Genomic DNA, 21919 nt, shown 5'->3' with positions numbered 1-21919 from the left:
GTGCGGGTCACCACGACCACCATCTGCGGCTCGGACCTGCACCTCTACGAGGTGCTCGGCCCGTTCATGGGGCAGGGCGACATCCTCGGGCACGGCGGCCCCGCGCGCGACCGCCAGTGACCCGGCCAGGATCGGCTCCAGGGCTCCGTGATAGCGCACGCAGTTCTCACTGATCTGGAGGATCACGGGCGCGCTCGCGGCCTCCGCGCCGCGCACGATCGCGGTGGCGTGCTCCAGGTGAACGACGTTGAACGCGCCGGCGCCGCGCCGCGCGGACGCGGCTCCGCCGACGATGTCACCGGCTCCTACGAGGGGCATGAGAGTCCTTCGATCACGATTTCGGGGAGAAGACGGACGTAAAGATCGGGGTCGAAGTCCCCTGCGAGGGGCGCGGCGACGGCCGCCGCCGACAACGCGACGGCGTCTCGCAGCGCCTCGTCCCAGGGAAGGCCGAGAAGCAGGGCACGAGCGATGGCGGCGACGGCCGCGTCTCCGGCCCCCGTGGGATTTCCGACGACGGCTTCGGGCGGGGCGGCCCAGTGCACTCCGTCAGCGGTGACCGCGAGCATGCCGTCCGCACCGAGCGAGACCAGCACGTTTCCGGCACCGGCGGCCCGCAACGCCTCGGCCCGTCCGACGACCTCGGCGAGCATGGGCCGCCCGGCCGTGTCCCGCTCCCCCTCCCCCGCCACATCTGCGGCGGAGGCGGCGACAGTGGCGCGCACCAACTCCTCCGCGTTCGGCTTGACCACGTCGGGCCGACCGTGGACGCCCTTCGCCAGGGTCATGCCGTCCGCGTCGAGGACGACCTGCCCGGGAGCTCGCCGCGCCAGCTCGGCGTAGGCGTCCGCCGGAACTCCGGGCGGCAGGCTTCCGGAGAGGACGACGACCGACGCGGACGCGGCGACCCCGCCGAAGTGATCGAGGAAGGCCGACCACTCCTCCGGACGGACGTGCGGCCCGGCCTCGTTCAGGACGGTCGCCTCGCCGCTTCCGGACTCCACGACAGTGAGGGTTCGGCGGGACGTCCCGGACACGGAGACGAAGTCATGAGCGAGCCCGGACCGGTCCAGATCGTCCCTGACCAGCTCGCCGACCGCACCGCCGAGCAGCCCGGTCGCGGTCACCTCGCAGCCGAGGGCATGGGCGATACGCGCCACGTTGACGCCCTTGCCTCCGGCCCGTTCCCGGACGGCCCGGACCCGGTGCGAGGCACCCCGCTCCAAGGAGTCCACCTCGTACGTGACGTCCAGCGCCGCGTTCGGTGTGACGGTGAGGATCATCGCCATCGTCCGTCCTTCATGACCCGGACGACGGACCATCCCTCACCGAGAACCACCAGGTCAGCGCGCTTTCCGGGCTCCAGTGACCCGATCTCGCGGTCGAGCCCGAGCGCTCGGGCCGGAGCCAGGGACGCGGCGTGCGACGTGGCCTCCAGAGGGATGCCCACGACCTCGACCGTCCGGCGGAAGGCGTCCGCCATGGTGATCGTGCTTCCCGCGATGGACGTCCCGTCCTCGAGGGTCGCGCGTCCGCCGGAGACGGTGACCGTCATGACGCCGAGGCGGTAGCTGCCGTCCCCCATCCCGGCCGCGCCCATCGCGTCCGTGATCAGGGCGACCCGGCCGGGCGCGGCGGCGAACACCAGCCGGACGACCTCGGGCTCGACGTGCACACCGTCATTGATCAGTTCCACGGTGACGCGCGGATCACCGAGTGCCGCCCCGACGGGTCCGCCCTCCCGGTGGTGCAGCGGCCGCATCCCGTTGAACAGGTGCGTGGCGACGCGCGCGCCCGCGTCGATCGCCTCCCGAACACACGCCCCAGTCGCGTCCGTGTGCCCCACAGCCGCGATCACGCCTGCGCGGACGGCGTCCTGAACCAACTCCGTCGCCCCTGGCAACTCCGGCGCGAGCGTGAGCATCCGGACATGCCCACGCCCCGCTTCGACCAGCCTCGCGAACTCGCGCCGATCGGGCTCGCGCAACAACGCCGGATCGTGCGCACCGCACCGGCCGGCCGCGAGGTAGGGCCCTTCCAGATGGATCCCGGCGACCAGCCCCTCATCCGCGATTTCGGCCAACCCCGCGACCCCGTCCGCCAACGCGTCCGGCGAGTCCGTCACCAGACTCGCGACCGTCGTGGTCGTCCCGCATCCGAGGTGGTAGTCGACAACCCGCCGAGCCTCGTCCGCCCGCCCGGACTGATACGACGCCCCCGCCCCACCATGGACATGCATGTCAACGAACCCGGGCACCACATATCGCCCTCGTAGGTTCTCGACAACCTCCCGCGCGCCCGGCACCGCACCAGTGCCCGCGTCCGCCGCCAGCTCCGGAGGGGCCCCGGAACCAAGGGCGACAATGCGCCCTTCCTGGACACGAAGCCAGCCATGCGTGGCCCCACCTGGGAACACGAATCGCCCATTGGTCAACGTCAACACGGCACGCCCTCCAACCCGAGCCCCAGACCCGTCCCTGACGAAGCAGCACCCCTCAAGAGCCCAGCCAAACGACCAACCAGAGCCCCCGCACCCCCACCGACAACCGAGCCAACCGCCGCACCGGAACGCGTGGACCAGAAGGCGACCGAACGCGCGGACGGAGAGCCGAACGGGCGCACCGACAGGAAGACGCGCGAACGCGCGGGCAGGGAGGCGGGCGGGCTGAGGAGCAGGGAAGGGGATGAGCGCGGAAGCGGAGAGAAGAAGGCTCTCTCGCGGCCTGGCCGCTGGTGACCCATGGAGGCGGGGGACGGAGGCGGGAAGGGTTGCTCAGGCCCCGTCCCCTCAGGGCCGCGCGTCCGGACGGGGGACATCAGCCGAGGATCACTGAGCGGGTGAGGTTACGAGGAGTGTCCGGGTCCTGGCCGGACTGGAGGGCGAGGTGGAGCGCCAGGCGCTGGACGCGCACCAGTTCGGCGAGCGGGTCCAGCGGACTGACGACCATCGTGCCTCCCACCCCGGCGACCTGGTCGGCGAGGCCGGGCGGCGGATCGCCGAGCATCCAGGCCACGCGTCCCGGGCCGGTGATCGCGATGGGACCGTGCCGGTACTCCATGGCCGGGTAGGACTCCGTCCACGCCGTCGCGGCCTCACGCATCTTCAGCGCCGCCTCGTGCGCCAGGCCGACCGTCCAACCGCGTCCGAGGAAGGTGAACTGCTCGGCCTCCAGCACCGCGTCGGGAAGCGGTTCGGCGAGAGCCAACTCCGCATCCGCGACGACGCCGTCCAGGTTCTCCCCCAGATGCGCCCGCAGGAGCACGAGTTGGGTGGTCGCGAACCGGGTCTGGACGACCGACCGCTCGTCCGCGTAGTCGAGCACGATCACCTCGTCCGCCGCCGTCATCACCGGAGTGGTCGGATCGGCGGTGATCGCGACGGTGGGCAGGTCGGTGCGGTCGAGGACTTCCAGGACCTCGGTCGTGGTCCCGGAGCGGGTGAGGGCCAGCACCCGGTCGTAACGCCGCCCGAGCGGGAACTCCGACGCGGCGAAGGCGTCCGTCTCGCCGTGTCCGGCGGCCTCACGGAGCGCGGCGTACGCCTGGCCGATGAACCAGGAGGTGCCGCAGCCGACCACGGCGACCCGTTCTCCCGGACGCGGCAGCGCGGCGGCGGCGTCGCCCGTCCCGTCCTGGACGGCGCGCCGCCACAGGTCCGGCTGGGTGTCGATCTCGCTCGCGGTGTGGTTCCCCGTCATGGCGACCTTCCCCCTCGTTGCTCATTAATGCTCGTTTCTTATCTCAAACAGACACAAAGAAACAAGGGCGCGCACAGCTAGACTCCCCTGCGTGACCCGCCACGAACGCTTGAACGCGCTGCTGGAACTGCTCGCCGACGCCGGGCAGCTGAGCGTCGAGGAGGCCGCTGGGCGCATGGCGGTGTCGGCCGCGACCATCCGCCGGGACTTCGACGAGCTCGCCCAGCAGCAGATGCTCACCCGGACCCGCGGCGGCGCGGTCGCCAACAGCGTCAGCTACGACCTCCCGCTGCGTTACAAGACCGCCCGGCACGCGTCCGAGAAGCAGCGCATCGCCGCCGCGACCGCGGGGCTCGTCCCACCCGGGGCGATCATCGGCCTGAACGGCGGCACGACCACCACCGAGGTCGCCCGCGTCCTCGCCACCCGGCCGGACCCGGGCGGCGGCCGGCCCGCGCTCACGATCGTGACGAACGCCCTCAACATCGCGAGCGAGCTGGCCGTCCGCCCACACGTGAAGATCGTCCTCACCGGCGGCGTGCCGCGGCCCCAGTCGTACGAGCTGACCGGTCCGCTGGCCGCGGGCATCTTCGACCACGTCACCCTCGACGTCGCCGTCCTCGGCGTCACCGGCATCACCCCCCAGCACGGCGCGACGTGCCCGAACGAGGACGAGGCCGCCGTCAACCGCCTCCTCGCCGACCGGGCCGACCGCGTCGTGGTCGTCGCCGACGGTTCCAAGGTCGGACGCCGCGACTTCGCCCGCATCTGCGACACCACCACGATCGACATCCTCGTCACCGACGAGACCCTGACCGACGAGGCGGCCACCGCCTTCACCGAAGCCGGCGTGGAAGTCGTCCGCACCTGACCACGAGCCGGATTCACCCTCGCCCCGACCATCCCCCACCCCATCCGTCGTAGCCCGAATTCACCCTCCGCCCCCGCGACCCCGCATTTCGGAGGAGCGCCCGACCCCACCGGCGAACCCGAGTCACGCAAGCGTCCGCCCCCCGAACCAGTCCTTAACACCCACTCCCGCCCCACGCGCCACGCACACGCCCCCCACGCTCCGTTCACCCTGCTGCCGCTGCTCTGGTGACCAGCGCTGAGCAATTCGTGGGTCAGAGGTAGAAGATGCGGTCGGCGTTCGCCTTGAGGAGCTGCGCGTTGTGGTCGGCACCTCCGGGGAGGTTGACGGAACGGAAAACGGGTGGGGTGATGCCTCGGGCGAGAAGGCGTTCGATGATTCCGGCGGTCAAAGCCTGGAGCAGGGCGCTGACGATGACGCCGGACGCGGCGCAGAACGGCTCTGGGACGCCCGGGTCGCTGAGGATCGCGTCACCGATGGGCACATGGTTGTCCAGGACGATGTGCGCCACCTCCGCCAAGCGGGTCTCGTAGGCGCGGGACGTCACCGCCACGACGGTCACCCCACGCGCAGCGGCCTGCTCTGCGAGCTCGACCGGAAGTGCGTTGCGGCCGGAGACCGAGACCACGATCAGGACATCGCCCTGCCGGACCGGCCCGTTCTCCAGGAGCACCGACGCGTACCCTGGGAGGCGTTCGAGCGCCGTACCGAGGGTGGCGGGCCGGGTCTCGACCCCGCCGAGCCCCGGAGCGAGCAGCGGGTTGACCAACATCAGGCCGCCCGCGCGGTAGACGATGTCCTGCACCGGCAGGGCCGAGTGCGAGCCGCCGAACGCGAACAGCCGACGCCCCTCGGCTAGTGCCGCCGCCGTCGTCTCGGCCGCCGTGTCGATCCGTTCCCGCTCGGTGTCCCGGACGGTGCGCAGCAGTTCGGTCACCGCGTCGAAGTACGCGTCGCTCATCCTGCTCACACCGGCATGTTCCGCCGTTCCGGCGGGCTCGTGAACCCTCTCTGACGTCCATGTCCACGAGCCTAGGAAGCCGTCCGCCCCACCGAAAGCTCACGGCCGAACTGTGGATAACCCGCTTTCGCGCAGGTCAGGCAGGCCGCGGGTGATCGCCGCCGGCGATCTGGTCGACGGCGTGGGCGAGGACCGGGGCCAGCACGGCCATCCCGTCCCGGACTCCGCCGGTCGAACCGGGCAGGTTGACGATCAGGGTGCGCCCGGCGGTCCCGGCCAGGCCCCGCGACAGGATCGAGGTGGGGACGGTGTCCCTGCTGACGGCGCGGACGGCCTCGGCGATACCCGGGATCTCACGGTCCAGCACGCGCCGGGTCATCTCCGGGGTGCGGTCGGACGGGGTGAGCCCCGTCCCTCCCGTCGTCACCACGACGTCGTATCCCTCGGCCACGGCTTCACGCAGGGCTTTTTCGACGGGTTCGCCATCGGGGACGACGCGCGGACCGTCCACCTCGCAGCCCGCCTCGGCGAGCAACGCGACCAGCACCGGGCCGGACTTGTCCGCGTACACACCGGCTGATGCACGGTTCGAAACGGTCACCGCCAACGCGCGGATCATCGAATGCCCTCCTCTGCGGACCTGGTCGCCGCCAAGCGACCAACGTCGCAAAGCAGGCAGCGCAAGCCCACTATCTCAAGCCGTCGCGTTCCCCACCCACACGCCATCGGCCGGCTCATGCGCACGCCACCTACACAAGCATTCATGCGCCGAGCGCTCGACGCCGCCTGGGCACGGCCGCTTCGCGCGGACGTCAGCGCGAGGTGCCGGAGTCGCGCCGCCAGCGGCCCGCCTTGCCCCCGGTCTTCTCGTCCACGCGCACGTTCGTGATGACGGCGGCCGGATCGACGGCCTTCACCATGTCGATCAGGGCCAGCGCCGCGACCGTGACGGCGGTGAGCGCCTCCATCTCGACGCCGGTGCGGTCGGCCGTCCGGACGAGTGCCTCGATCGCCACGCCCTCGTCCTCGACGACCAGCTCGACCTCGACGCCGTGGAGGGCGATGGGATGGCACAGGGGCACGAGGTCCGGGGTGCGCTTGGCGCCCATGATGCCCGCGATCCGCGCGACCGACAGGGCGTCGCCCTTGGGCACCGCGCCCGCGCGCAGAGCCGACACGCACGCGGGCGACAACTGGACGAACCCGGTCGCCGTCGCGGTGCGCGTGGTCACGGACTTGGCGGAGACGTCCACCATCCGGGCCGCGCCCTTGTCGTTCAGGTGGGTGAACCCGCTGAACTCCGAACCCATGGTCATGACGGCAGCCTCATCACCTCGACGTTGGACCCCGCGGACGCCAGTTCGACGTCCTCGGGCAGGACGATCAGCGCGTTGGCCGAGGACAGCGAGCTCATCTGATGCGAGCCCTGCCCTTCGGCGGTCGCCACCGTGTAACCGCCCGGCCCGTAGCTCAGGCGCGCGCGCAGGTGGTGGCGGATACCCGCGGGCGATTTCACATCGCGGTCCAGGACGGCCGTGACCGTCGGCAGCGGTTCCGGAGGCAGCCCCTGCATCGCGCGTAGGGCGGGCCGGACGAACACCTGGAAGGACACGTACGCGCTGACCGGATTGCCGGGCAGGGTGAAAACCGGGGTGCCGTGGAGGAGGCCGAACCCCTGCGGCTTCCCGGGACGCATCGCGACCTTGTGGAACTCGACGGTTCCGGTGCCGGTGAGGACTTCCTTGACGACGTCCCTCGTGCCCATGGAGACCCCGCCGGAGGTGACGATCGCGTCCGCGCGCATGAGCTGGTCCTCGATCGTCTCCAGGACCTTGTCGGGCTCGTCCCCCACGGTGCTCTGCCGGTAGCCGACCCCGCCCGCCTCGATGACAGCGGCGGTGAGCATGAAACTGTTGGAATCCCAGATCTGGCCCGGCGCGAGCGGTGAACCGGGCTCACGCAGCTCACTGCCCGTGGACAGGACCACCACGCGCGGACGAGGCCGGACGGCGACATGGGACCGTCCGACGGCGGCCACCATGCCCAGCTGGGTCGCCCCCAGCCGCGTCCCTGCCGGGGCCACGACCTGCCCTTCGAGGACGTCCTCCCCGGCTCGCCGGATGTAGTGCCCCGAGGGCGCCGAACGGGCGATCCGAACGGTGGTGCCCCCGCCGTCGGTCCATTCGACCGGGATGACCGCGTCCGCCCCTGCGGGCACTGGCGCGCCCGTCATGATGCGCGCGGTGAGCCCGGGGCGGATCGCGGCCACGCCGTCGTCGCCGGCGACGATGTCCCCGACGACGGGCAGCGTCACGGGCGTCTCCTCGTGCGCGCCCGCGATGTCGGACGCGACGACGGCGTAGCCGTCCATGGCCGAGTTGTCGAACGGCGGCAGCGGCACCGGAGCGGTGACGTCCTCCGCGAGCACACCACCGCGCGCCTCCAGCAGCGCCAGTTCCAGCGGCGACAGCACCGGCACGGCGGCCAGAATCTCCGCCAGGTGCTCTTCGACCGTCCTCATCGTCCGTCCTTCCGGCGGCTCGTCACGCGTGGTCCGTGCTTCAGCGTCGGCTCGGGCTTCGGCTCAGCGCCTCCACTCCGGCTTCGGCCTCGGCTTCGGCTTCGGCTTCGGCGACGCGTTACGCGTTCTTCGCGGCGTCCGCGTCGTCCTGCGCGCGCACGAAGTCGCGCAGCCAGGCCATGAACTCGGCGGACAGGTCTTCCCGCTCCGAGGCGAACTGCACGACCGTCCGCAGGTACTCGAGCTTGTTGCCGGTGTCGTAACGACGGCCGCGGAACTTCACCCCGTACACGACTCCGCCCTGGTCGGCGGGCGTGTCGGCGAGGGTGCGCAGCGCGTCGGTGAGCTGGATCTCGCCCCCGCGCCCGGGCGGGGTCTTCTCCAGCACGTCGAAGACCGCCGGGTCGCAGACGTAGCGCCCGATGATGATCCAGTTGCTCGGCGCCTCGTCGCGCGCGGGCTTCTCGACCAGGTCGGTGATCCGGACGACGTCGTCCTCGCCCGTCGCCTCGATCGCCGCGCAGCCGTAGGCGGACACCTGGTCGGGCTCGACCTCCATCAGCGCCACGACGCTGCCGCCGAACCGGTTGCGGACCTCGATCATGCGCTTGAGCAGCGGGTCGCGGGCGTCGATCATGTCGTCGCCGAGCAGCACGGCGAACGGCTCGTGCCCGACGTGCTGGCGCGCGCAGTACACCGCGTGGCCGAGGCCGCGCGGCTCGCCCTGCCGGACGTAGTGCATGATCGCCAGGTCGGCGGACTCCTGGACGGAGGCGAGGCGCTCGTCGTCGCCCTTGGCGTGCAGCGCCTCCTCGAGCTCGTACGCGCGGTCGAAGTGGTCCTCGATGGAACGCTTGTTGCGTCCTGTGACCATCAGCACATCGGAGAGTCCCGCGTCCACCGCTTCCTCGACGACGTACTGGATCGCAGGTTTGTCGACGATGGGCAGCATTTCCTTGGGGGTCGCCTTGGTGGCGGGCAAGAATCGGGTCCCGAGCCCTGCCGCCGGAACGACGGCCTTGCGTACAGGTGCGAAGTCGGCCATGTAGAGACCCTAGTCATCGTGAAGGACCACAGCGTGCACGACATCCGCTCGAAACCCGCACTGCGGGCTGAACTCCTGGCCAACCGTGCGGAACTGTCCGCTGACGTCCGTTCGGCGGCGGGACGTTCCCTACGGGACACCTTGCTCTCCGTCCCGGAGGTGGAGATGGCCGGGACGGTGGCCGCCTACGTCTCGCTGGCCACCGAGCCTGAGACGCGCGGCCTCCTCTTCGCTCTGTGGAAGCGCGGCACCTACGTGCTCGTCCCCCGTTTGCTCTCCGATGGGGAACTCGACTGGGCCTCTTACGAGGGTCCGGATTCGCTCGTCCCCGGCAAGTTCGGCTTGCTGGAGCCCAGTGAGCCCGCGCGTGGCGTGGAGGCGATCGCCAGCGCCGACGTCGTCCTCGTGCCCGCGCTCGCCGTGGACCGGACGGGCGTGCGACTGGGGCGCGGGGGCGGTTCCTATGACCGGGCCCTCGCGCGGGTGAGCCCCGCGGTGCTGACAGTCGCGTTGCTCTTCGAAGGCGAGTTGGTGGACACCCTGCCCTGTGAGCCGCACGACCAGCGCGTCCGCGCGGCGGTGACGCCAGAGTCGGGGCTTCACCTGCTGCGAGGCGCCAATTAGGGTGGCCCCGCACACTGAGATCTGTCGACTGCTTCGGTCTGTTCCGCTTTCCGCCCCCGGCGTGTGGATCGCTTGGGGTGGGTCCTGCCGTGCGGCTGTCGTCCGGACGATGCCGACGTGCGCGCGCACGAGGCGGGCGTCAGTTCGGCACCGGCAGGGCGACTGCGTCAGGACGGCATCAGCGGGAGGGTTGCGGCGAAGCGGCTGCGGTAGGACGGCCCCCTGACCGGATTCGGCCCGTCCAAATGCGGCATCCGGCGCTGAGCCAGGAGCCTCTGGCAACGCACTCGCGGCGACGGATCCTCGTGCGCACGCGACCGGTCATCGGTGGGAGAAGGGACGGCGAGGACGGGATGACGACACCGTGGAACGTGCTGGCGCTGGCGCCGCTGGGCGAGGACATCGTGCGGGGGTTGTTCGCGCCTTTGGGGGACGCGGTCCAGGTCTCGTTCCCGTCTACGCGCGACCGCGCGGGACTGATCGCCTCTCTCGCCGAGGCGGAGGTCGTCGTCTCCGACTTCTCCGGTGACCTGGCCCTGGACGCCGAAGCCGTGGCGGCCGCACCCCGGCTCGCTTTCGTGCAGCTGCCCCAGGTCGGCTCCGACAACGTCGATGTCGAGGCGCTCACCCAGGCAGGCGTCCCCGTGGCCAACACCGCCGGGGTCAACGCGCGTGCGGTGGCCGAGTGGGCGGTAGGAGCCGCGTTCTCGCTCTGCCGCGGACTCACATGGGCGGACCGTGCCGTCCGGGCCGGCGGCTGGCCCCAGATGGAGATGCTCGTGCGCGGGGGGCGCGAACTCCACACGCAGCGCGTCGGGATCGTCGGCTACGGAGCGATCGGCTCGGAGACGGCCCGGTTGTTCTCAGCGCTCGGCTGCCCGGTGTCCTACTGGACGCGCCGTCCCCGTCCGCAGGCGCCCGCCACCTACCGTGAGCTGGACGACCTGCTCGCGCACTCCGACATCCTGGTCGTCGCCCTGCCGCTGACGGACGAGACGCAGGGGCTGCTGGACGAGGCCAAACTCGCCCTTCTCCCGTCCAACGCCCTGGTCATCAACATCGCGCGCGCGGGCATCGTCCCTGAGGACGGCCTTCTGGCGGCACTGGATTCGGGCCATCTCGCGGGTGCGGCAGTCGATGTCTTCGAAGTCGAGCCCCCGCCCGCCGACCACCCCCTGCGCGCGCACGAGAGGGTTCTGCTGTCCCCGCACGCGGCGTGGGCCACCACTCAGGCGCAGATCAACAGCGCGGTCATCATCCAGGACAACGTGAAGGCGGCCGTGGAGGGTCGTCCGGTGCGCAACGTGATCAACGATCTCCCCCCCAAGATCGACCGGCGCTGACCGCCCGGATCCGACCGCCCACGACCCCGGCCACCCACCGCATGGATCATCGAACGCCCAGGTCAGAGGGATTACTGAACGCCCGTTATGCAATTGATGTACGGATTGCATAGGATCTCTTAACGATCACCTGGGCGAAAGGTGGGATGTGCAGCTCGACCTCTGGCTACTCCTCGGATCCACTCTCATACTCTGCGCGATCATCGCGGTGCGGCTGTCCACCAGTGCGGGACTGCCCACACTCCTCGCCTACCTGGGCCTGGGGCTGCTGATCGGCGAATCCGGCCTCGGCCTCCGCTTCGACGACGCGGAGCTCGCCGAAATCCTCGGCCTGGCGGCCCTGGTCCTCATCCTGGCCGAGGGCGGTATCACCACCGACTGGCAGAAAGTACGCGCTTCGGTGCCCGCCGCGCTGTCGGTGTCCACCATCGGCACCCTGGTCAGCATCGGCGTCGTCGCGGTCGCCGCCGCCTGGCTGCTCGGCATGGACTGGCGGCTGGCATTCCTCCTGGCCGCCGTACTGGCCCCCACCGACGCCGCGGCGGTGTTCTCGGTGCTGCGGCGACTGCCGCTCCCCTCACGCCTGACAGGCCTGCTGGAGGCGGAATCGGGCTTCAACGACGCGCCCGTCGTGATCGTCGTGGTGACGCTGAGTGCCGCCAAGGCCGCGGACCACGCGCCCAACCTCTTCGAACTCGCCGGCGTGATGGTCTACGAACTCATCGTCGGCGGCCTCATCGGATTCACCGTCGCATGGGCCGGCGTGTACATGCTGCGCCGCATGGCCCTCCCCGCGTCCGGCCTCTACCCCATCGCGGTGCTGTCCCTGACGGTCGGCTCCTACGGCGCGGCGAACCTGCTGCACTCCAGCGGCTTCCTCGCGGTCTACGTGAGCGCGCTCGTGCTGGGCAACGCGCGCCTCCCGCACCGTCCCGCCACCCGTGGTTTCGCCGAAGGCATCGCCTGGCTGGCCCAGATCGGCCTGTTCGTCATGCTCGGCCTCCTGGCGTCCCCCTCGGACCTGCCCGCCCAGATCGTCCCCGCCCTGGTGATCGGGTTCGTCCTGCTCCTGGTGGCGCGGCCTCTGTCGATCATGATTTCCACGATCGGCTTCAAGTTCTCCCTGGGCGAGAAGATGTTCGCGTCCTGGGCGGGCCTGCGCGGCGCTGTCCCGATCGTCCTCGCCACGATCCCCATGGTGAAGGACGTCCCCGGCGCCAGCCGCCTGTTCGCGATCGTCTTCACCGTCGTCGTCCTGTTCACCCTCCTCCAGGGGCCGACCCTGCCTCTGGTGGCCCGCTGGTGCGGACTGAAGGACGACTCGCGCGCACGCGAGCTGGGCGTCGAAGCCGCGCCGCTCGAGGAGCTCCACGCCGATCTGCTGGAGGTCCGGATCCCGGACGACTCCCACCTGAACGGTGTCGAGATCTTCGAGCTGCGGCTGCCGCGCGGGGCCTCGATCACGCTGGTCGTCCGGGACGGCGAGAGCTTCGTCCCCGAGCCCACCACCACCCTGCGGGCGGGAGACACCCTCCTGGTAGTGACCACCGCGGAGGTCCGGCAGGTCGCGGAGCGCCGCCTGCGGGCGGTGAGCCGCCGCGGCAAGCTCGCGGGCTGGTTCGGCGAAACGGGGGTTTAGCGGGACGCCGGCTTCTGAGGAACGTGTCCAGCACGCGTCTGACCAGGGCGTATGCCCCTCGCGCGCGGGCACGAGACCGGGCCGGGAACACATCGGTTGCGAATCCTGTTCACTACATCGGTACCATTAGCAGTCATCTACGGTGAGTGCCAGTCCGGAACCCCCGGTCTGAGGCAACAAGGAGGGACCGTGCCGACGTATCAGTACGTTTGCACCGAGTGCGGCGAGCCTCTGGAGGTCGTGCAGAAGTTCAGCGACGACGCGCTGACCGAGTGCCCGGCGTGCGGCGGCAAGCTTCGCAAGGTCTTCTCGGCCGCGGGCATCATCTTCAAGGGTTCGGGCTTCTACCGCACCGACAGCCGGGGCGGCTCGTCCTCGACGGTCAGCACCCCGGCCAACGGCAAGTCGTCCTCGGCGAACGGCTCGTCGGAGGGCTCTTCCTCGACGTCGTCCTCTTCGGACTCGTCGTCTTCGTCTTCCTCCTCGTCGTCGTCCGGCAGCAGCTCGACGTCGTCCGAGAAGGTCGCCTGACCGCCGAGCGGTTCTTCTTCGGCTTTTCGACAGCCGGGGTCTCCTGTGCGAGGAGACCCCGGCTGTCGGCGTTCTCCGCCTGGCTGTGGAGCGGCCGGTAGCAGCGGAACGGCTGGACCGCCGCTTCCGCTGCCGGGTTGGTTGAGCAGGGGTGACGCCCACGGCAGGCGTGGCCGAACCGGGGACGCCGACGGAGTTATTCACAGTTCGCCGCCGGGCTTCTGTGAGCTCCCGGAGGCTGGCTAGGGTCGGCGACATGTCCACTCAGACTTCCGACTTCACCTCCCCGGCCGCCGAGATCGGCGTCATCGGCGGCTCCGGCTTCTACTCGTTCCTCGACGACATCACCGAGATCAAGATCGACACCCCCTACGGCCCGCCCAGCGATCCGATCGCCCTCGGCGAGCTGGGCGGACGCCGGGTCGCGTTCGTCCCCCGGCACGGCCGCGACCACCGGTTCCCGCCGCACCGCATCCCCTACCTGGCGAACCTGTGGGCCCTGCGCGCGCTCGGCGTCCGGCAGGTCCTGGCGCCGAGCGCGGTCGGCTCGCTCACTCCCGAGTACGGCCCCGGCACCATCGTCGTCCCCGACCAGCTCGTGGACCGGACGTCGGGCCGTCCGCAGACCTTCTACGACGAGGCCGCGGCCGTCCACGTCTCCTTCTCGGACCCGTACTGCCCGGTGGGCCGCCACACGGCACTGTCGAGCGCCCACGCGGCAGGCTGGCCACCGGTGGACGGCGGCACGCTCGTCGTCATCGAGGGGCCGCGCTTCTCCACCCGGGCCGAATCCCAGTGGTTCGCCGCCCAGGGCTGGACGCTCGTCGGAATGACCGGCCATCCGGAGGCCGTCCTCGCCCGCGAACTCGCCCTCTGCTACACCCCGCTCTGCCTGGTCACCGATCTGGACGCCGGCATCGAGGAGGGCGACGGGGTGACGATGAGCGAAGTCCTCCGGGTCTTCACCGAGAACATCGGCCGCCTCCGCCCTCTGGTCTCCGACATCGTCGCCGTCCTCCCCACCGACCGCCTCTGCCCGTGCCCGACCGTCCTGGACGGAATGAAACTCCCCATCACCCTTCCGTAACCCCGCCGCCCCACCCGCCGTCCGACTGACGCACCTCAACCCCCCGTTCAAGTTCCGGCAGTCGCCCCCTCCACCAGCGCCGTCCTTCCGCTGAAAACGGGCGGTACCTCAACGGCCACCTCATGCCCACCCCCGACTCCATTCCGCAACAAGAAAGTCACAAAGCGTGCCGTCTCGGCTGCCGTGCCTGCGTCTCCGAGGGACGAGCCAGCCCAAGGCACCACGAGTGACGGATGGCTACATCAGGGCCGACCAGCAACGACCCGGTTCACCACGGCCCCAGACACGAAAGGCGCATCGAGATGCCACGCATACCGGAAACTCACCGCCCCCGTTTCGAGGCCAGGCGGACGGAGGAACACACGAGCCTGCGAGCGGGCCATGAATGACGGTTTCGGGCAGCGGCGACGACTGTTAGCCGCGCTGTTCGCGGCGCTCGGCACGGGCCTCGCCATATTCGCCGTCCAGCCACCCACGCCACGGACCGTCCGCATCGCGGTGGCGGCGCGGGATCTCGCCGCAGGAGCCACGCTCCGGCCTGGCGACGTACGGATCACCGCACTGCCGCCGGCGGCACGTCCGGACGGCACACTGGGAGATCCGCCCATCGGCCGTGTTCTCTCGGGAGCCGTCCGGAGGGGCGAGATCCCCACCGATGCCCGTCTCCTTGGGCCCGGCCTCTTGGACGAACAACCGGCGGGAACGGTGGCCACTCCCATCCGGGTGGCGGACTCCGCAGCGGCACGCCTCCTCCGTCCAGGCGACCGGATCGACGTGCTCTCGGCAACGCCTCCAGGTGCCGCGTCAGACATCGCCCCGATACCGGACACTCAAGGCCCGACGCCCAGCCCTGGAACGGCCAGGACTCCACCGGCCGGAAAGCCTTCCGCGGGCACGACCGCCACGCCTGACGCCGACACGCGCCGCATCCCGTTGAAGCCGACCGAGCGCACGGCAGCCAACGCCTCACGGATGGCGGCGGGGAGTCCCGCGATTGGAGTGACAGGCTCGGCCGAGGGCGGCACTTCGGACACCTCCAGAGCCGCAGAATCGGTCAGCTCCATGGCCGGCCAACTGTGCAACACCTGGCGTGGGCCGAGAGCTCCCTCAAAAGCGTGGTCTGCCGACTGGGTTGTTGGAAGTCCGGCCGGCGCGCCCAGACGCACGCTCCGGCACCCAAGAGACATCGACTCCGCAGAAGCAGAAAGAGCCATACGAGTTGTTGCCCGAGGCAAGGCCCCTCCGGTGGGACCGATGTCACCATGCCGCGCACTGAGGCTCGACCCCGCTGCCATCGCCGCCCAAGCTGCAGCTCAGCGCTCTCTCACGGGGCTGACCCAGAGCGCTGATCTCGCCGGGTGGTCTCGGGTTGTGGTCGCCTCGGCGATTGTCCTCGCCGTACCTCGGGAAGAGAGTGGGCTTGGAAACGCGTCACCTGGGGCTCTGGTCGTGCTGGCGACCAGTCGCGCGCAAGCCGCCGCGTTGGCGGGTGCGGGCGGGCCTCTGCTGGTGACGCTCGTGAAGGACTGACCGCATCCGCGTGTTAGCGTGCGATGACTCTGCGCAAGGAGAGGAGAACGTTCGTGGGAGGGTTCAAGAAGTTCTTGTTCCGGGGCAACGTGGTCGACCTCGCCGTGGCGGTCGTCATCGGCGCCGCGTTCAGCGCCCTGGTCAATGCTTTCGTGGACTCGTTCATCGGCCCTCTGCTGGCGCTGGTCGGCGGCCAACCGAACTTCAACAGCCTCGGCTTCAAGATCAACGGCACGCTGTTCCCGTACGGGAAGTTCCTCACGGCGGCGATCTCCTTCCTGATCATCGCCCTGGTGGTCTACTTCCTCATCGTCATGCCGATGGCGAAGGTGCTGCATCGCCTGACCCGCAAAGAAGAGGCGTCGGAGCGCCCCTGCCCGTACTGCCTGAGCGACATCCCGCTCAGGGCGACCCGCTGCATGTTCTGCACCTCGGAAGTCCAGCCGGTGTAGCGAACGTGCCCGTCGCCCCCAAGCGTCACCACCCCAAGTGTCGCCCCCCCAAGCGTCGCGCCCTGACCTTGCTACAGCACCAGCCCGTACCTCCGACTGCTTCCACCGGTCGCGCTCCCCTGCACCGCTCCTTGCCTGCCGCGCTTTGACCGGTGATGCGCCGCGCGTGCCCTGCGCTTCCGCCTGCCGCGTTTCGCTATCGCGTGCCTGAGTCACGCTGCGGTATGCCTCGCCCGCACCGCGGCGGCCAGCGGGGGTGTGGGGCGGAAGCAACGGGTTGGGGTGGGGAGGGTTCTGGAGCCGGGGGCGCGGTGCGGGGCTGGGGGTTGATGTTGCGGGGGTTGGTTGGTGGAGTGCGGGGGCTGGGGCGGGTGGAAGGGTGGGTGAGTGGACGAGGCCGGGGCCGTTTTCGCGGCGCATCGGGAGTTGCTGTTCGGGGTCGCCTACCGGGTGCTGGGGCGGGTGGTGGACGCCGAGGACGTTGTGCAAGAGGCCTGGTTGCGGTGGTCGAAGGACGGTGGCGGGGACGTCGCCGATCCCGAGGCGTTCCTGGTGACCGTGACGACGCGGCTGGCCATTGACCGGTTGCGGCGCGTCCAGGCGCGGCGGGAGTCGTATGTCGGGGAGTGGCTCCCTGAGCCGTTGCTGATCGCGGAGGATGTGGCCGACGGCGTTGTCCGGGCGGAGTCGGTGTCGCTGGCGCTGCTGGTGGTGCTGGAAACCTTGTCGCCGCTCGAACGGGCGGTCTTCGTGCTCCGGGACGTGTTCTCGTTCTCGTATGCCGAGATCGGCGCGGCCTTGGAGAAGAGCGAGCCGGCCGTCCGGCAGCTCGCGGCGAGGGCCCGTGCGCATGTGCGGGAGCGGCGGCCTCGGTTCGAGGTGGATCCGGCGGTGTGGCGGCAGGTCACCGACCGGTTCATCGGGGCCTGCCTGAACGGGGGCGTCGAGGGGCTGATGGAGTTGCTCGCGCCGGACGTCCGGCTCATCGCGGACAGCGGCGGCAATGCCGTCGCGCCCCGGCGGGTGCTGGTCGGGCCGGAGCGGGTGGCGCCGTTCGTCCTCAAGATCATGCGGTTCTCGACGTCGTTCCTGCGTTCGGTCGAGGTGGGGCCGGAGGCGCGCATCGAGTACCGGCTCGTCGTCGCGAACGGCGGCCCGGCCATTCAGGCCGTGGCGGACGGCAGGCCGTTCGTGCACTTCCAGATCCAGGTCACCGACGGGAAGGTCGGCGCGTGCTACCTGATCGTCAATCCGGAGAAGTTCCACGGGGTCGTGTCACAGGACGGCGGGGTGCCGCGTCCTTGCTGACATGACGACCAAAGGCACCACCATCACCATCGTCGGCGGCGGACTGGGCGGGCTGACGGCGGCCATCGCCTGCGCGGAGGAGGGCGCGTCCGTCGTCCTCCACGAGGCGCACGGCAAGCTGGGCGGACGCGGGCGCGCGACGTCTCCGGCGCCCCACGTGGCGCACGACGGCGCGCACGTCTTCTACGCCGACGGCCCGCACTACCGGTGGCTGGCGAAACGCGGACTGGTGAAGGGGCTTGGCTGGCCGTCGCGGCTGGGCTTCTCGCGCGTCCGGTTCCGCGTGGACGGACGGTTGCGTCCGGCTCCGCCCGTCAAGGTGCTGCGCGCCCAGGCATGCGGGTGGCTGAAGGCTCCGGTGGACGAGGACTTCCACAGCTGGGCGGCGGACCGCTGGGACGAGCGGACGGCGCGGCGGCTGGCCAGCATGATCAGCGTGGTCACGTACGACGCCGACACCGGACGGCTGTCCGCCGCGTTCGTCTGGACGCTCTTCCAGCGCGTCTACGGGCCGCGGATACCGGCCGTCCGCTGGGTGAAGGGCGGGTGGCAGACCGTCCTGGACCGCATGGCCCGGCGGGCCGCCGAACTCGGCGTGCGGATCGAGACCGGGTCGCGTGTGACCGCCCTGCCTCAGGACGGCCCGGTGATCGTCGCGACCCAGCTGTCCTCGGCGGCCCAACTCTTGGGTGACGACAGCCTTTCCTGGACGAGCGGGCACTGTGCCCTGCTCGATATCGCCGTCCGGTCGGACCACCGGGACCGGACACTCGTCTTCGACCTGGACGAGGGCGCCTTCCACGAGAGCTACACCATGCAGGACGACTCGATCGCGCCGCGCGGCGAGTCCCTGTACCAGCTCCAGATGCCCGTCCGGCCTGACGAGCGGCGTCCGGACGCCCATTCGCGGCTCCGCGCGTTCGCCGACCAGGTGCTGCCCGGATGGTCCGAGCGGGTGACCTTCGAGCGGACCGGGATCGCCAAGGGCCGCACCGGTGCGCTCGACCTGCCCGGCCAGACCTGGCGGGACCGTCCGGCCATCGACCGGGGCGAAGGCGTCTACCTGGTCGGCGACATGGTGGCGGCTCCGGGGATGCGCGGCGAGATCGCGATCAACAGCGCGGTCACGGCGGCCGGCCTGGCGACCGCTGCGGTGTCCCGGTCCCGGTCCCGGAGAACCGTCCGCGAAGTCCGCTGAATCGGCCATCCGCGCGCGGTCACCTGTACTGAATCGGCCGTCCGCGCGCGGTCGCCTGTGCTGAATCGGCCGTCCGCGCGCGGTCGCCTGTCTCAGGTTCCGGTTGGCGTGACCAGTGCCTGGATCACCTGCCGGTGCACGCGCAGGAGCACGACGGCAAGGACGATGAGGATGACGTCCAGGATCAGCACCGAGACCAGCGGCGGGAGCCACCGCGCCGCTATCCCGGTGACCGCGCACGCCGCGCACGCGATCAGCCGTGCGGCCCACGCGCGTCTCGTGGTGACGTAGTACCACCACGCCTGCGTGAGGAGGTACAGGATCGGGCCGCCGAACAGGAGCAGGCCGAGACGGGTGCCGCCGGAGCCGGTGGGGTGGCTGATCAGCAGTTCGGAGCCGACGGCCAGGATCACCAGGCCCGCGAGCGTGCCGTACTTGCCGTTCACCGCTCGGCGGACCGACAGCAACGGGTCGACCGTCGTGGCGACCTGCCGGGTCACGACCTCCTCGCCGCCGCCGAAGTAGGTCGCCCACAGGCAGACCAGGACGATGAAGACGCCGAGGGCCGCGGCCACGGACGGCGGATCCACCGGGGCGTCGGAGATCGACACGCCTATGGTCAGCACTGTTTCACCGAGTTGCAGGATGAGGAACAGCCGCACCCGTTCCACCATGTGTTCGGCGTCGAACACGAAGTTGCGGGAGGACAGGACCCTGCCCGGGAGCGGGTGCGCCCACCACGTCCCGACGAGGTCGACCGCGGCCGCCGCGCCCCACCACGCCAGCCGCGGCCCCTGCCCCGTCGCGGCCCCGACCAGCCAGAGGGGCACCGAGACCGCCGCCCACGCCAGCACCCGGCGGTAGTGGTCCCGCAGAACGGGCGTCGGAGCCGCCATCGCGGCGGTGACGCCGGTCAGCAGCAGGATCGCGGCCAGCGGTGTCACGAACGCCCACGGGCGGGTTCCGAAGGCGTGCGGGATCTGGGCGTTCATGAACAGGCCGAGGCCCATGACCGCCAGCAGCAGCGCCTGCGTCCGGGCCCGGCGGACGTCCAGGAAGGTGGCGTCGAAGCTGGTGAAGGCCCAGGTGCCGAGGATCGCGACGAGCATCACCCCGGTCTCGGCCGCGCCGCGCCAGGACACGTCGCTGTGCAGGTGCGCGGAGAGCTGGATGAGCGCGAAGACGAAGGCCAGGTCGAAGAACAGCTCCAGCGGAGACACCGCGCGGCGCAGTGCGGTTCCCGCCTCGGAAGGCCCGTCCGGCTCATGGCTCTGCATGTGCCTCACGGTAGGTCGGCGACCCGCGGACGAGGCGGAGGCGCGCGCCTGACCTGCGGCTCGCTCGCGTCACGGCCCGCCGACCGTCGTATTCGCGCGTAAAAACCGACGCTCGATTGCCGGACGCGCGCATGGCGGCACTTGGGACGGGCATGGCCCGTCAGACGAGACATTCGAAACAGAAGGTTCTTATGGGCCCCGCCCGCACCATCGCCGGGTAGGCACTGAGTCAAAGAAAGGCATGGGCATGGCTGTCTCCAGCACTTCGATCGGCCTCACCCGAGCCGCTCACGTCGGCATATCGGTCTCAGACCTGGACGCGTCGATCGCGTTCTACAAGGCACTCACCGGAAACGAACCGGTCGTCGCGGACGAGACCATGCACAGCGACCCGTTCGGCCGGTCCCAGGGGCTGCCCACGGCGAAACTGCGGTACGCGACGTTCAACCTGGACAACATCGGCATCGACCTCATCCAGTTCCAGGAGCCCGTCGGGCAGCGGACGAACGGGGTCGCGAACCGGCCGGGCTCCATGCACCTGTGCTTCCAGGTCGACGACTTCGACGCGGTGTACCGCCGCATGAAGGACGCCGGTTACGACTTCCTCGGCGACGACTACACCTTCCTCGCCGGCGAGGTCACCCCGGAGGAGGCCCTCGGCACCAAGGTCGCCTACTTCAACGACCCGGACGGCACGAACCTGGAGATCATCCAGCCCATGGGCGGCTTCGCCAACTAACGGCGAGGACCATCTCCCGAAGCTCGACTCCCCGGGCGAAAGCCGGGGCTTCCGGACGCCGTCACACCTCAGCGGTTGACCAAATCCAGCGCCTGATTTGTGCGTGATCTCCAAGGACCGCGCTCCCCGGCCTCCTTCACCCGCCGTTGCCTTGACGGCGTCGAAGGCCAGAGCGATCTTGACGGAGGGTGGGTCGCCGCGGTGGAGACGGGAGTGGGCGGATGGGCGAGAGGGAGCGGACCCGGATTCTCCTTCTTGGACCGATCGAAGCGTGGCTGGGCGCGGAACGGCTGCAGCTCGGCGGGGTCAAACAGCGGACGCTCCTGGCCGGACTCGCGCTGCGCGCGGGCAAGCCGGTCTCGGCCGACCGGATCATCGCCTGGCTCTGGGGCGAGGAACCTCCGACGACCGCCGCCCAGCAGCTCCACAAGCAGGTGTCGCAGCTTCGAGCGCTGCTCGGGCAGGGCTCCGTCGAGCGGCACGCGCAAGGCTACGCGCTACGGGTGGAACCGGATCAGATCGACCTGACCGGGATGGAGACCGCGACCGAGACCGCCCGAACCCACCTGGCCGGGGGACGGTTCCAGGAGGCGGCCGAAGGGTTCCGGGCCGCGTTGTGGACGTGGCGAGGCCGGTCGATCTCCGACGCGGCTCCCGGGCTGAGCGGCGACGGGCACTTTCTGGAGGAGCGGCGGCTGGCGGCGGCGCTCGAATGGGCCGACGCCGAGCTCCGGTTAGGCGGGAGCCCAGAACTGGTCGCCGGGCTTCGGATCCTGGTGGCCGAGCACCCCTATCAAGAACGGCTCTGGGCTCAGCTGATCCTCGCTCTCCACCGCGCCGGACGGGTCGCGGACGCGCTGACCTCCTATGAGCAGTGCCGTGGCGTCCTGGCGAACGACCTGGGCCTCGATCCGGGGGTGGAGCTGCGCAGACTCCACCAGGCCGTCCTGGCCGGCGACCCGGGTCTCGCGGTGACAGCGCCCGGCCCCGACCCAGGTCTCCCGATGTCGCCGTCCGGCCGCGGCCGAGGTCTCGCGGTGACGCCGTTCGACACCGGCCCGGGACTGGGAGTGACGCCGTTCGACGGCGGCTCGG

21 protein-coding genes and 2 pseudogenes are annotated in these 21919 nt (G+C 70.5%); 12 read left to right on the top strand and 11 right to left on the bottom strand.

The genetic code is table 11. From position 1 onward, the window contains the following. Positions 1-93, top strand: a pseudogene (locus tag AB0J52_RS04590) (alcohol dehydrogenase catalytic domain-containing protein); the annotation flags it as partial. A 39-nt stretch (positions 94-132) separates the two neighbouring features. On the opposite strand, the pseudogene AB0J52_RS04585 reads toward AB0J52_RS04590, so the two are convergent. From AB0J52_RS04585 to AB0J52_RS04570, 4 genes and pseudogenes are all read right to left on the bottom strand, one after another. Beyond that, positions 133-318, bottom strand: a pseudogene (locus AB0J52_RS04585) (class II fructose-bisphosphate aldolase); the annotation flags it as partial. Continuing rightward, positions 306-1289: a 1-phosphofructokinase family hexose kinase gene (locus AB0J52_RS04580; RefSeq protein WP_500180173.1), complete on the bottom strand. Its 984-nt coding sequence runs from the start codon at positions 1287-1289 to the stop codon at positions 306-308. The pseudogene AB0J52_RS04585 and the gene AB0J52_RS04580, both read right to left, overlap by 13 nt. After that, complete coding sequence (nagA, locus tag AB0J52_RS04575; RefSeq protein WP_500180172.1) at positions 1280-2305, bottom strand: N-acetylglucosamine-6-phosphate deacetylase; 1026 nt, start codon at positions 2303-2305, stop codon at positions 1280-1282. The genes AB0J52_RS04580 and nagA overlap by 10 nt, the downstream gene beginning before the upstream one ends. A 511-nt stretch (positions 2306-2816) precedes the next feature. Then, the gene (locus AB0J52_RS04570; protein WP_500180171.1) at positions 2817-3698 is read right to left on the bottom strand and encodes an SIS domain-containing protein; all 882 of its coding nucleotides are present in this window, start codon (positions 3696-3698) and stop codon (positions 2817-2819) included. Between the two features lie 91 nt (positions 3699-3789). Between AB0J52_RS04570 and AB0J52_RS04565 the strand changes: the two genes are divergently transcribed. Next, a complete protein-coding gene (locus tag AB0J52_RS04565) occupies positions 3790-4569 on the top strand; it encodes a DeoR/GlpR family DNA-binding transcription regulator (RefSeq protein ID WP_500180170.1) in 780 nt (259 codons plus the stop codon). Between the two features lie 253 nt (positions 4570-4822). On the opposite strand, the gene AB0J52_RS04560 is transcribed toward AB0J52_RS04565, so the two are convergent. From AB0J52_RS04560 to galU, 5 genes are all read right to left on the bottom strand, one after another. Next, positions 4823-5530, bottom strand: coding sequence for an SIS domain-containing protein (locus AB0J52_RS04560; RefSeq protein ID WP_500180174.1), 708 nt, complete (start codon positions 5528-5530; stop codon positions 4823-4825). A 136-nt stretch (positions 5531-5666) separates the two neighbouring features. Further along, positions 5667-6149 (bottom strand): MogA/MoaB family molybdenum cofactor biosynthesis protein, encoded by a 483-nt coding sequence (locus tag AB0J52_RS04555; RefSeq protein ID WP_500180169.1) that lies wholly within the window; start codon positions 6147-6149, stop codon positions 5667-5669. A 193-nt stretch (positions 6150-6342) separates the two neighbouring features. After that, on the bottom strand, positions 6343-6846 hold the full coding sequence (moaC, locus tag AB0J52_RS04550; protein ID WP_500180168.1) for a cyclic pyranopterin monophosphate synthase MoaC: 504 nt from the start codon (positions 6844-6846) through the stop codon (positions 6343-6345). Next, on the bottom strand, positions 6843-8051 hold the full coding sequence (glp, locus tag AB0J52_RS04545; RefSeq protein ID WP_500180167.1) for a molybdotransferase-like divisome protein Glp: 1209 nt from the start codon (positions 8049-8051) through the stop codon (positions 6843-6845). The genes moaC and glp overlap by 4 nt, the downstream gene beginning before the upstream one ends. A 118-nt stretch (positions 8052-8169) precedes the next feature. Then, entirely contained in the window at positions 8170-9096 is a 927-nt protein-coding gene (gene galU / locus AB0J52_RS04540) for a UTP--glucose-1-phosphate uridylyltransferase GalU (protein WP_500180166.1), read from the bottom strand. Between the two features lie 18 nt (positions 9097-9114). On the opposite strand from galU, the gene AB0J52_RS04535 reads away from it, so the two are divergent. The 5 genes from AB0J52_RS04535 (at position 9115) to AB0J52_RS04515 (ending at position 14320) form a co-directional block, all read left to right on the top strand. Then, positions 9115-9720 (top strand): 5-formyltetrahydrofolate cyclo-ligase, encoded by a 606-nt coding sequence (locus AB0J52_RS04535; RefSeq protein ID WP_500180165.1) that lies wholly within the window; start codon positions 9115-9117, stop codon positions 9718-9720. 353 nt (positions 9721-10073) lie between these two features. Beyond that, entirely contained in the window at positions 10074-11063 is a 990-nt protein-coding gene (locus AB0J52_RS04530; RefSeq protein WP_500180164.1) for an NAD(P)-dependent oxidoreductase, read from the top strand. Between the two features lie 148 nt (positions 11064-11211). Beyond that, complete coding sequence (locus AB0J52_RS04525) at positions 11212-12702, top strand: potassium/proton antiporter (protein WP_500180163.1); 1491 nt, start codon at positions 11212-11214, stop codon at positions 12700-12702. Positions 12703-12891: 189 nt separating this feature from the next. Beyond that, positions 12892-13233, top strand: coding sequence for an FmdB family zinc ribbon protein (locus AB0J52_RS04520; protein ID WP_500180162.1), 342 nt, complete (start codon positions 12892-12894; stop codon positions 13231-13233). A gap of 256 nt (positions 13234-13489) precedes the next feature. Beyond that, entirely contained in the window at positions 13490-14320 is an 831-nt protein-coding gene (locus AB0J52_RS04515; RefSeq protein WP_500180161.1) for an S-methyl-5'-thioadenosine phosphorylase, read from the top strand. Between the two features lie 830 nt (positions 14321-15150). Here AB0J52_RS04515 and AB0J52_RS04510 read toward each other — a convergent pair. After that, positions 15151-15384, bottom strand: a complete 234-nt coding sequence (locus AB0J52_RS04510; protein ID WP_500180160.1) for a hypothetical protein — start codon at positions 15382-15384, stop codon at positions 15151-15153. A 519-nt stretch (positions 15385-15903) separates the two neighbouring features. Here AB0J52_RS04510 and mscL point away from each other — a divergent pair. The 3 genes from mscL (at position 15904) to AB0J52_RS04495 (ending at position 18808) form a co-directional block, all read left to right on the top strand. Next, positions 15904-16302 carry a large conductance mechanosensitive channel protein MscL gene (mscL, locus tag AB0J52_RS04505; protein ID WP_500180159.1) on the top strand — a complete coding sequence of 133 codons (399 nt, stop codon included), beginning with the start codon at positions 15904-15906 and terminating at the stop codon, positions 16300-16302. Positions 16303-16689: 387 nt separating this feature from the next. After that, positions 16690-17610: an RNA polymerase sigma factor SigJ gene (gene sigJ / locus AB0J52_RS04500; RefSeq protein ID WP_500180158.1), complete on the top strand. Its 921-nt coding sequence runs from the start codon at positions 16690-16692 to the stop codon at positions 17608-17610. A 1-nt stretch (position 17611) separates the two neighbouring features. Beyond that, the gene (locus AB0J52_RS04495; protein WP_500180157.1) at positions 17612-18808 is read left to right on the top strand and encodes an FAD-dependent oxidoreductase; all 1197 of its coding nucleotides are present in this window, start codon (positions 17612-17614) and stop codon (positions 18806-18808) included. Between the two features lie 92 nt (positions 18809-18900). Here AB0J52_RS04495 and AB0J52_RS04490 read toward each other — a convergent pair whose 3' ends face one another. After that, positions 18901-20085, bottom strand: coding sequence for a low temperature requirement protein A (locus AB0J52_RS04490; protein ID WP_500180156.1), 1185 nt, complete (start codon positions 20083-20085; stop codon positions 18901-18903). A 247-nt stretch (positions 20086-20332) separates the two neighbouring features. Here AB0J52_RS04490 and AB0J52_RS04485 point away from each other — a divergent pair, with 247 nt between their 5' ends. After that, positions 20333-20824: a VOC family protein gene (locus AB0J52_RS04485; protein ID WP_500180155.1), complete on the top strand. Its 492-nt coding sequence runs from the start codon at positions 20333-20335 to the stop codon at positions 20822-20824. Positions 20825-21045: 221 nt separating this feature from the next. Continuing rightward, a partial coding sequence (locus tag AB0J52_RS04480; RefSeq protein WP_500180154.1) for an AfsR/SARP family transcriptional regulator occupies positions 21046-21919 on the top strand: 874 nt, incomplete at its 3' end.

This window comes from Spirillospora sp. NPDC049652 (assembly GCF_040675125.1).
GTDB lineage: Bacteria > Actinomycetota > Actinomycetes > Streptosporangiales > Streptosporangiaceae > Spirillospora.
The sequence above is the reverse complement of the archived record's forward strand: the minus strand, read 5'-3'. Positions and strand labels throughout refer to the sequence as shown.

Bases quoted from the DNA above. Each gene is read 5' to 3' on its own strand.
- AB0J52_RS04485 (WP_500180155.1), top strand. From the start codon at position 20,333: ATGGCTGTCTCCAGCACTTCGATCGGCCTCACCCGAGCCGCTCACGTC.
- AB0J52_RS04555 (WP_500180169.1), bottom strand. From the start codon at position 6,149: ATGATCCGCGCGTTGGCGGTGACCGTTTCGAACCGTGCATCAGCCGGT.
- galU (WP_500180166.1), bottom strand. From the start codon at position 9,096: ATGGCCGACTTCGCACCTGTACGCAAGGCCGTCGTTCCGGCGGCAGGG.
- AB0J52_RS04490 (WP_500180156.1), bottom strand. From the start codon at position 20,085: ATGCAGAGCCATGAGCCGGACGGGCCTTCCGAGGCGGGAACCGCACTG.
- AB0J52_RS04510 (WP_500180160.1), bottom strand. From the start codon at position 15,384: ATGGAGCTGACCGATTCTGCGGCTCTGGAGGTGTCCGAAGTGCCGCCC.
- AB0J52_RS04560 (WP_500180174.1), bottom strand. From the start codon at position 5,530: ATGAGCGACGCGTACTTCGACGCGGTGACCGAACTGCTGCGCACCGTC.
- AB0J52_RS04570 (WP_500180171.1), bottom strand. From the start codon at position 3,698: ATGACGGGGAACCACACCGCGAGCGAGATCGACACCCAGCCGGACCTG.
- glp (WP_500180167.1), bottom strand. From the start codon at position 8,051: ATGAGGACGGTCGAAGAGCACCTGGCGGAGATTCTGGCCGCCGTGCCG.
- AB0J52_RS04580 (WP_500180173.1), bottom strand. From the start codon at position 1,289: ATGGCGATGATCCTCACCGTCACACCGAACGCGGCGCTGGACGTCACG.
- moaC (WP_500180168.1), bottom strand. From the start codon at position 6,846: ATGACCATGGGTTCGGAGTTCAGCGGGTTCACCCACCTGAACGACAAG.
- AB0J52_RS04495 (WP_500180157.1), top strand. From the start codon at position 17,612: ATGACGACCAAAGGCACCACCATCACCATCGTCGGCGGCGGACTGGGC.
- AB0J52_RS04530 (WP_500180164.1), top strand. From the start codon at position 10,074: ATGACGACACCGTGGAACGTGCTGGCGCTGGCGCCGCTGGGCGAGGAC.
- AB0J52_RS04515 (WP_500180161.1), top strand. From the start codon at position 13,490: ATGTCCACTCAGACTTCCGACTTCACCTCCCCGGCCGCCGAGATCGGC.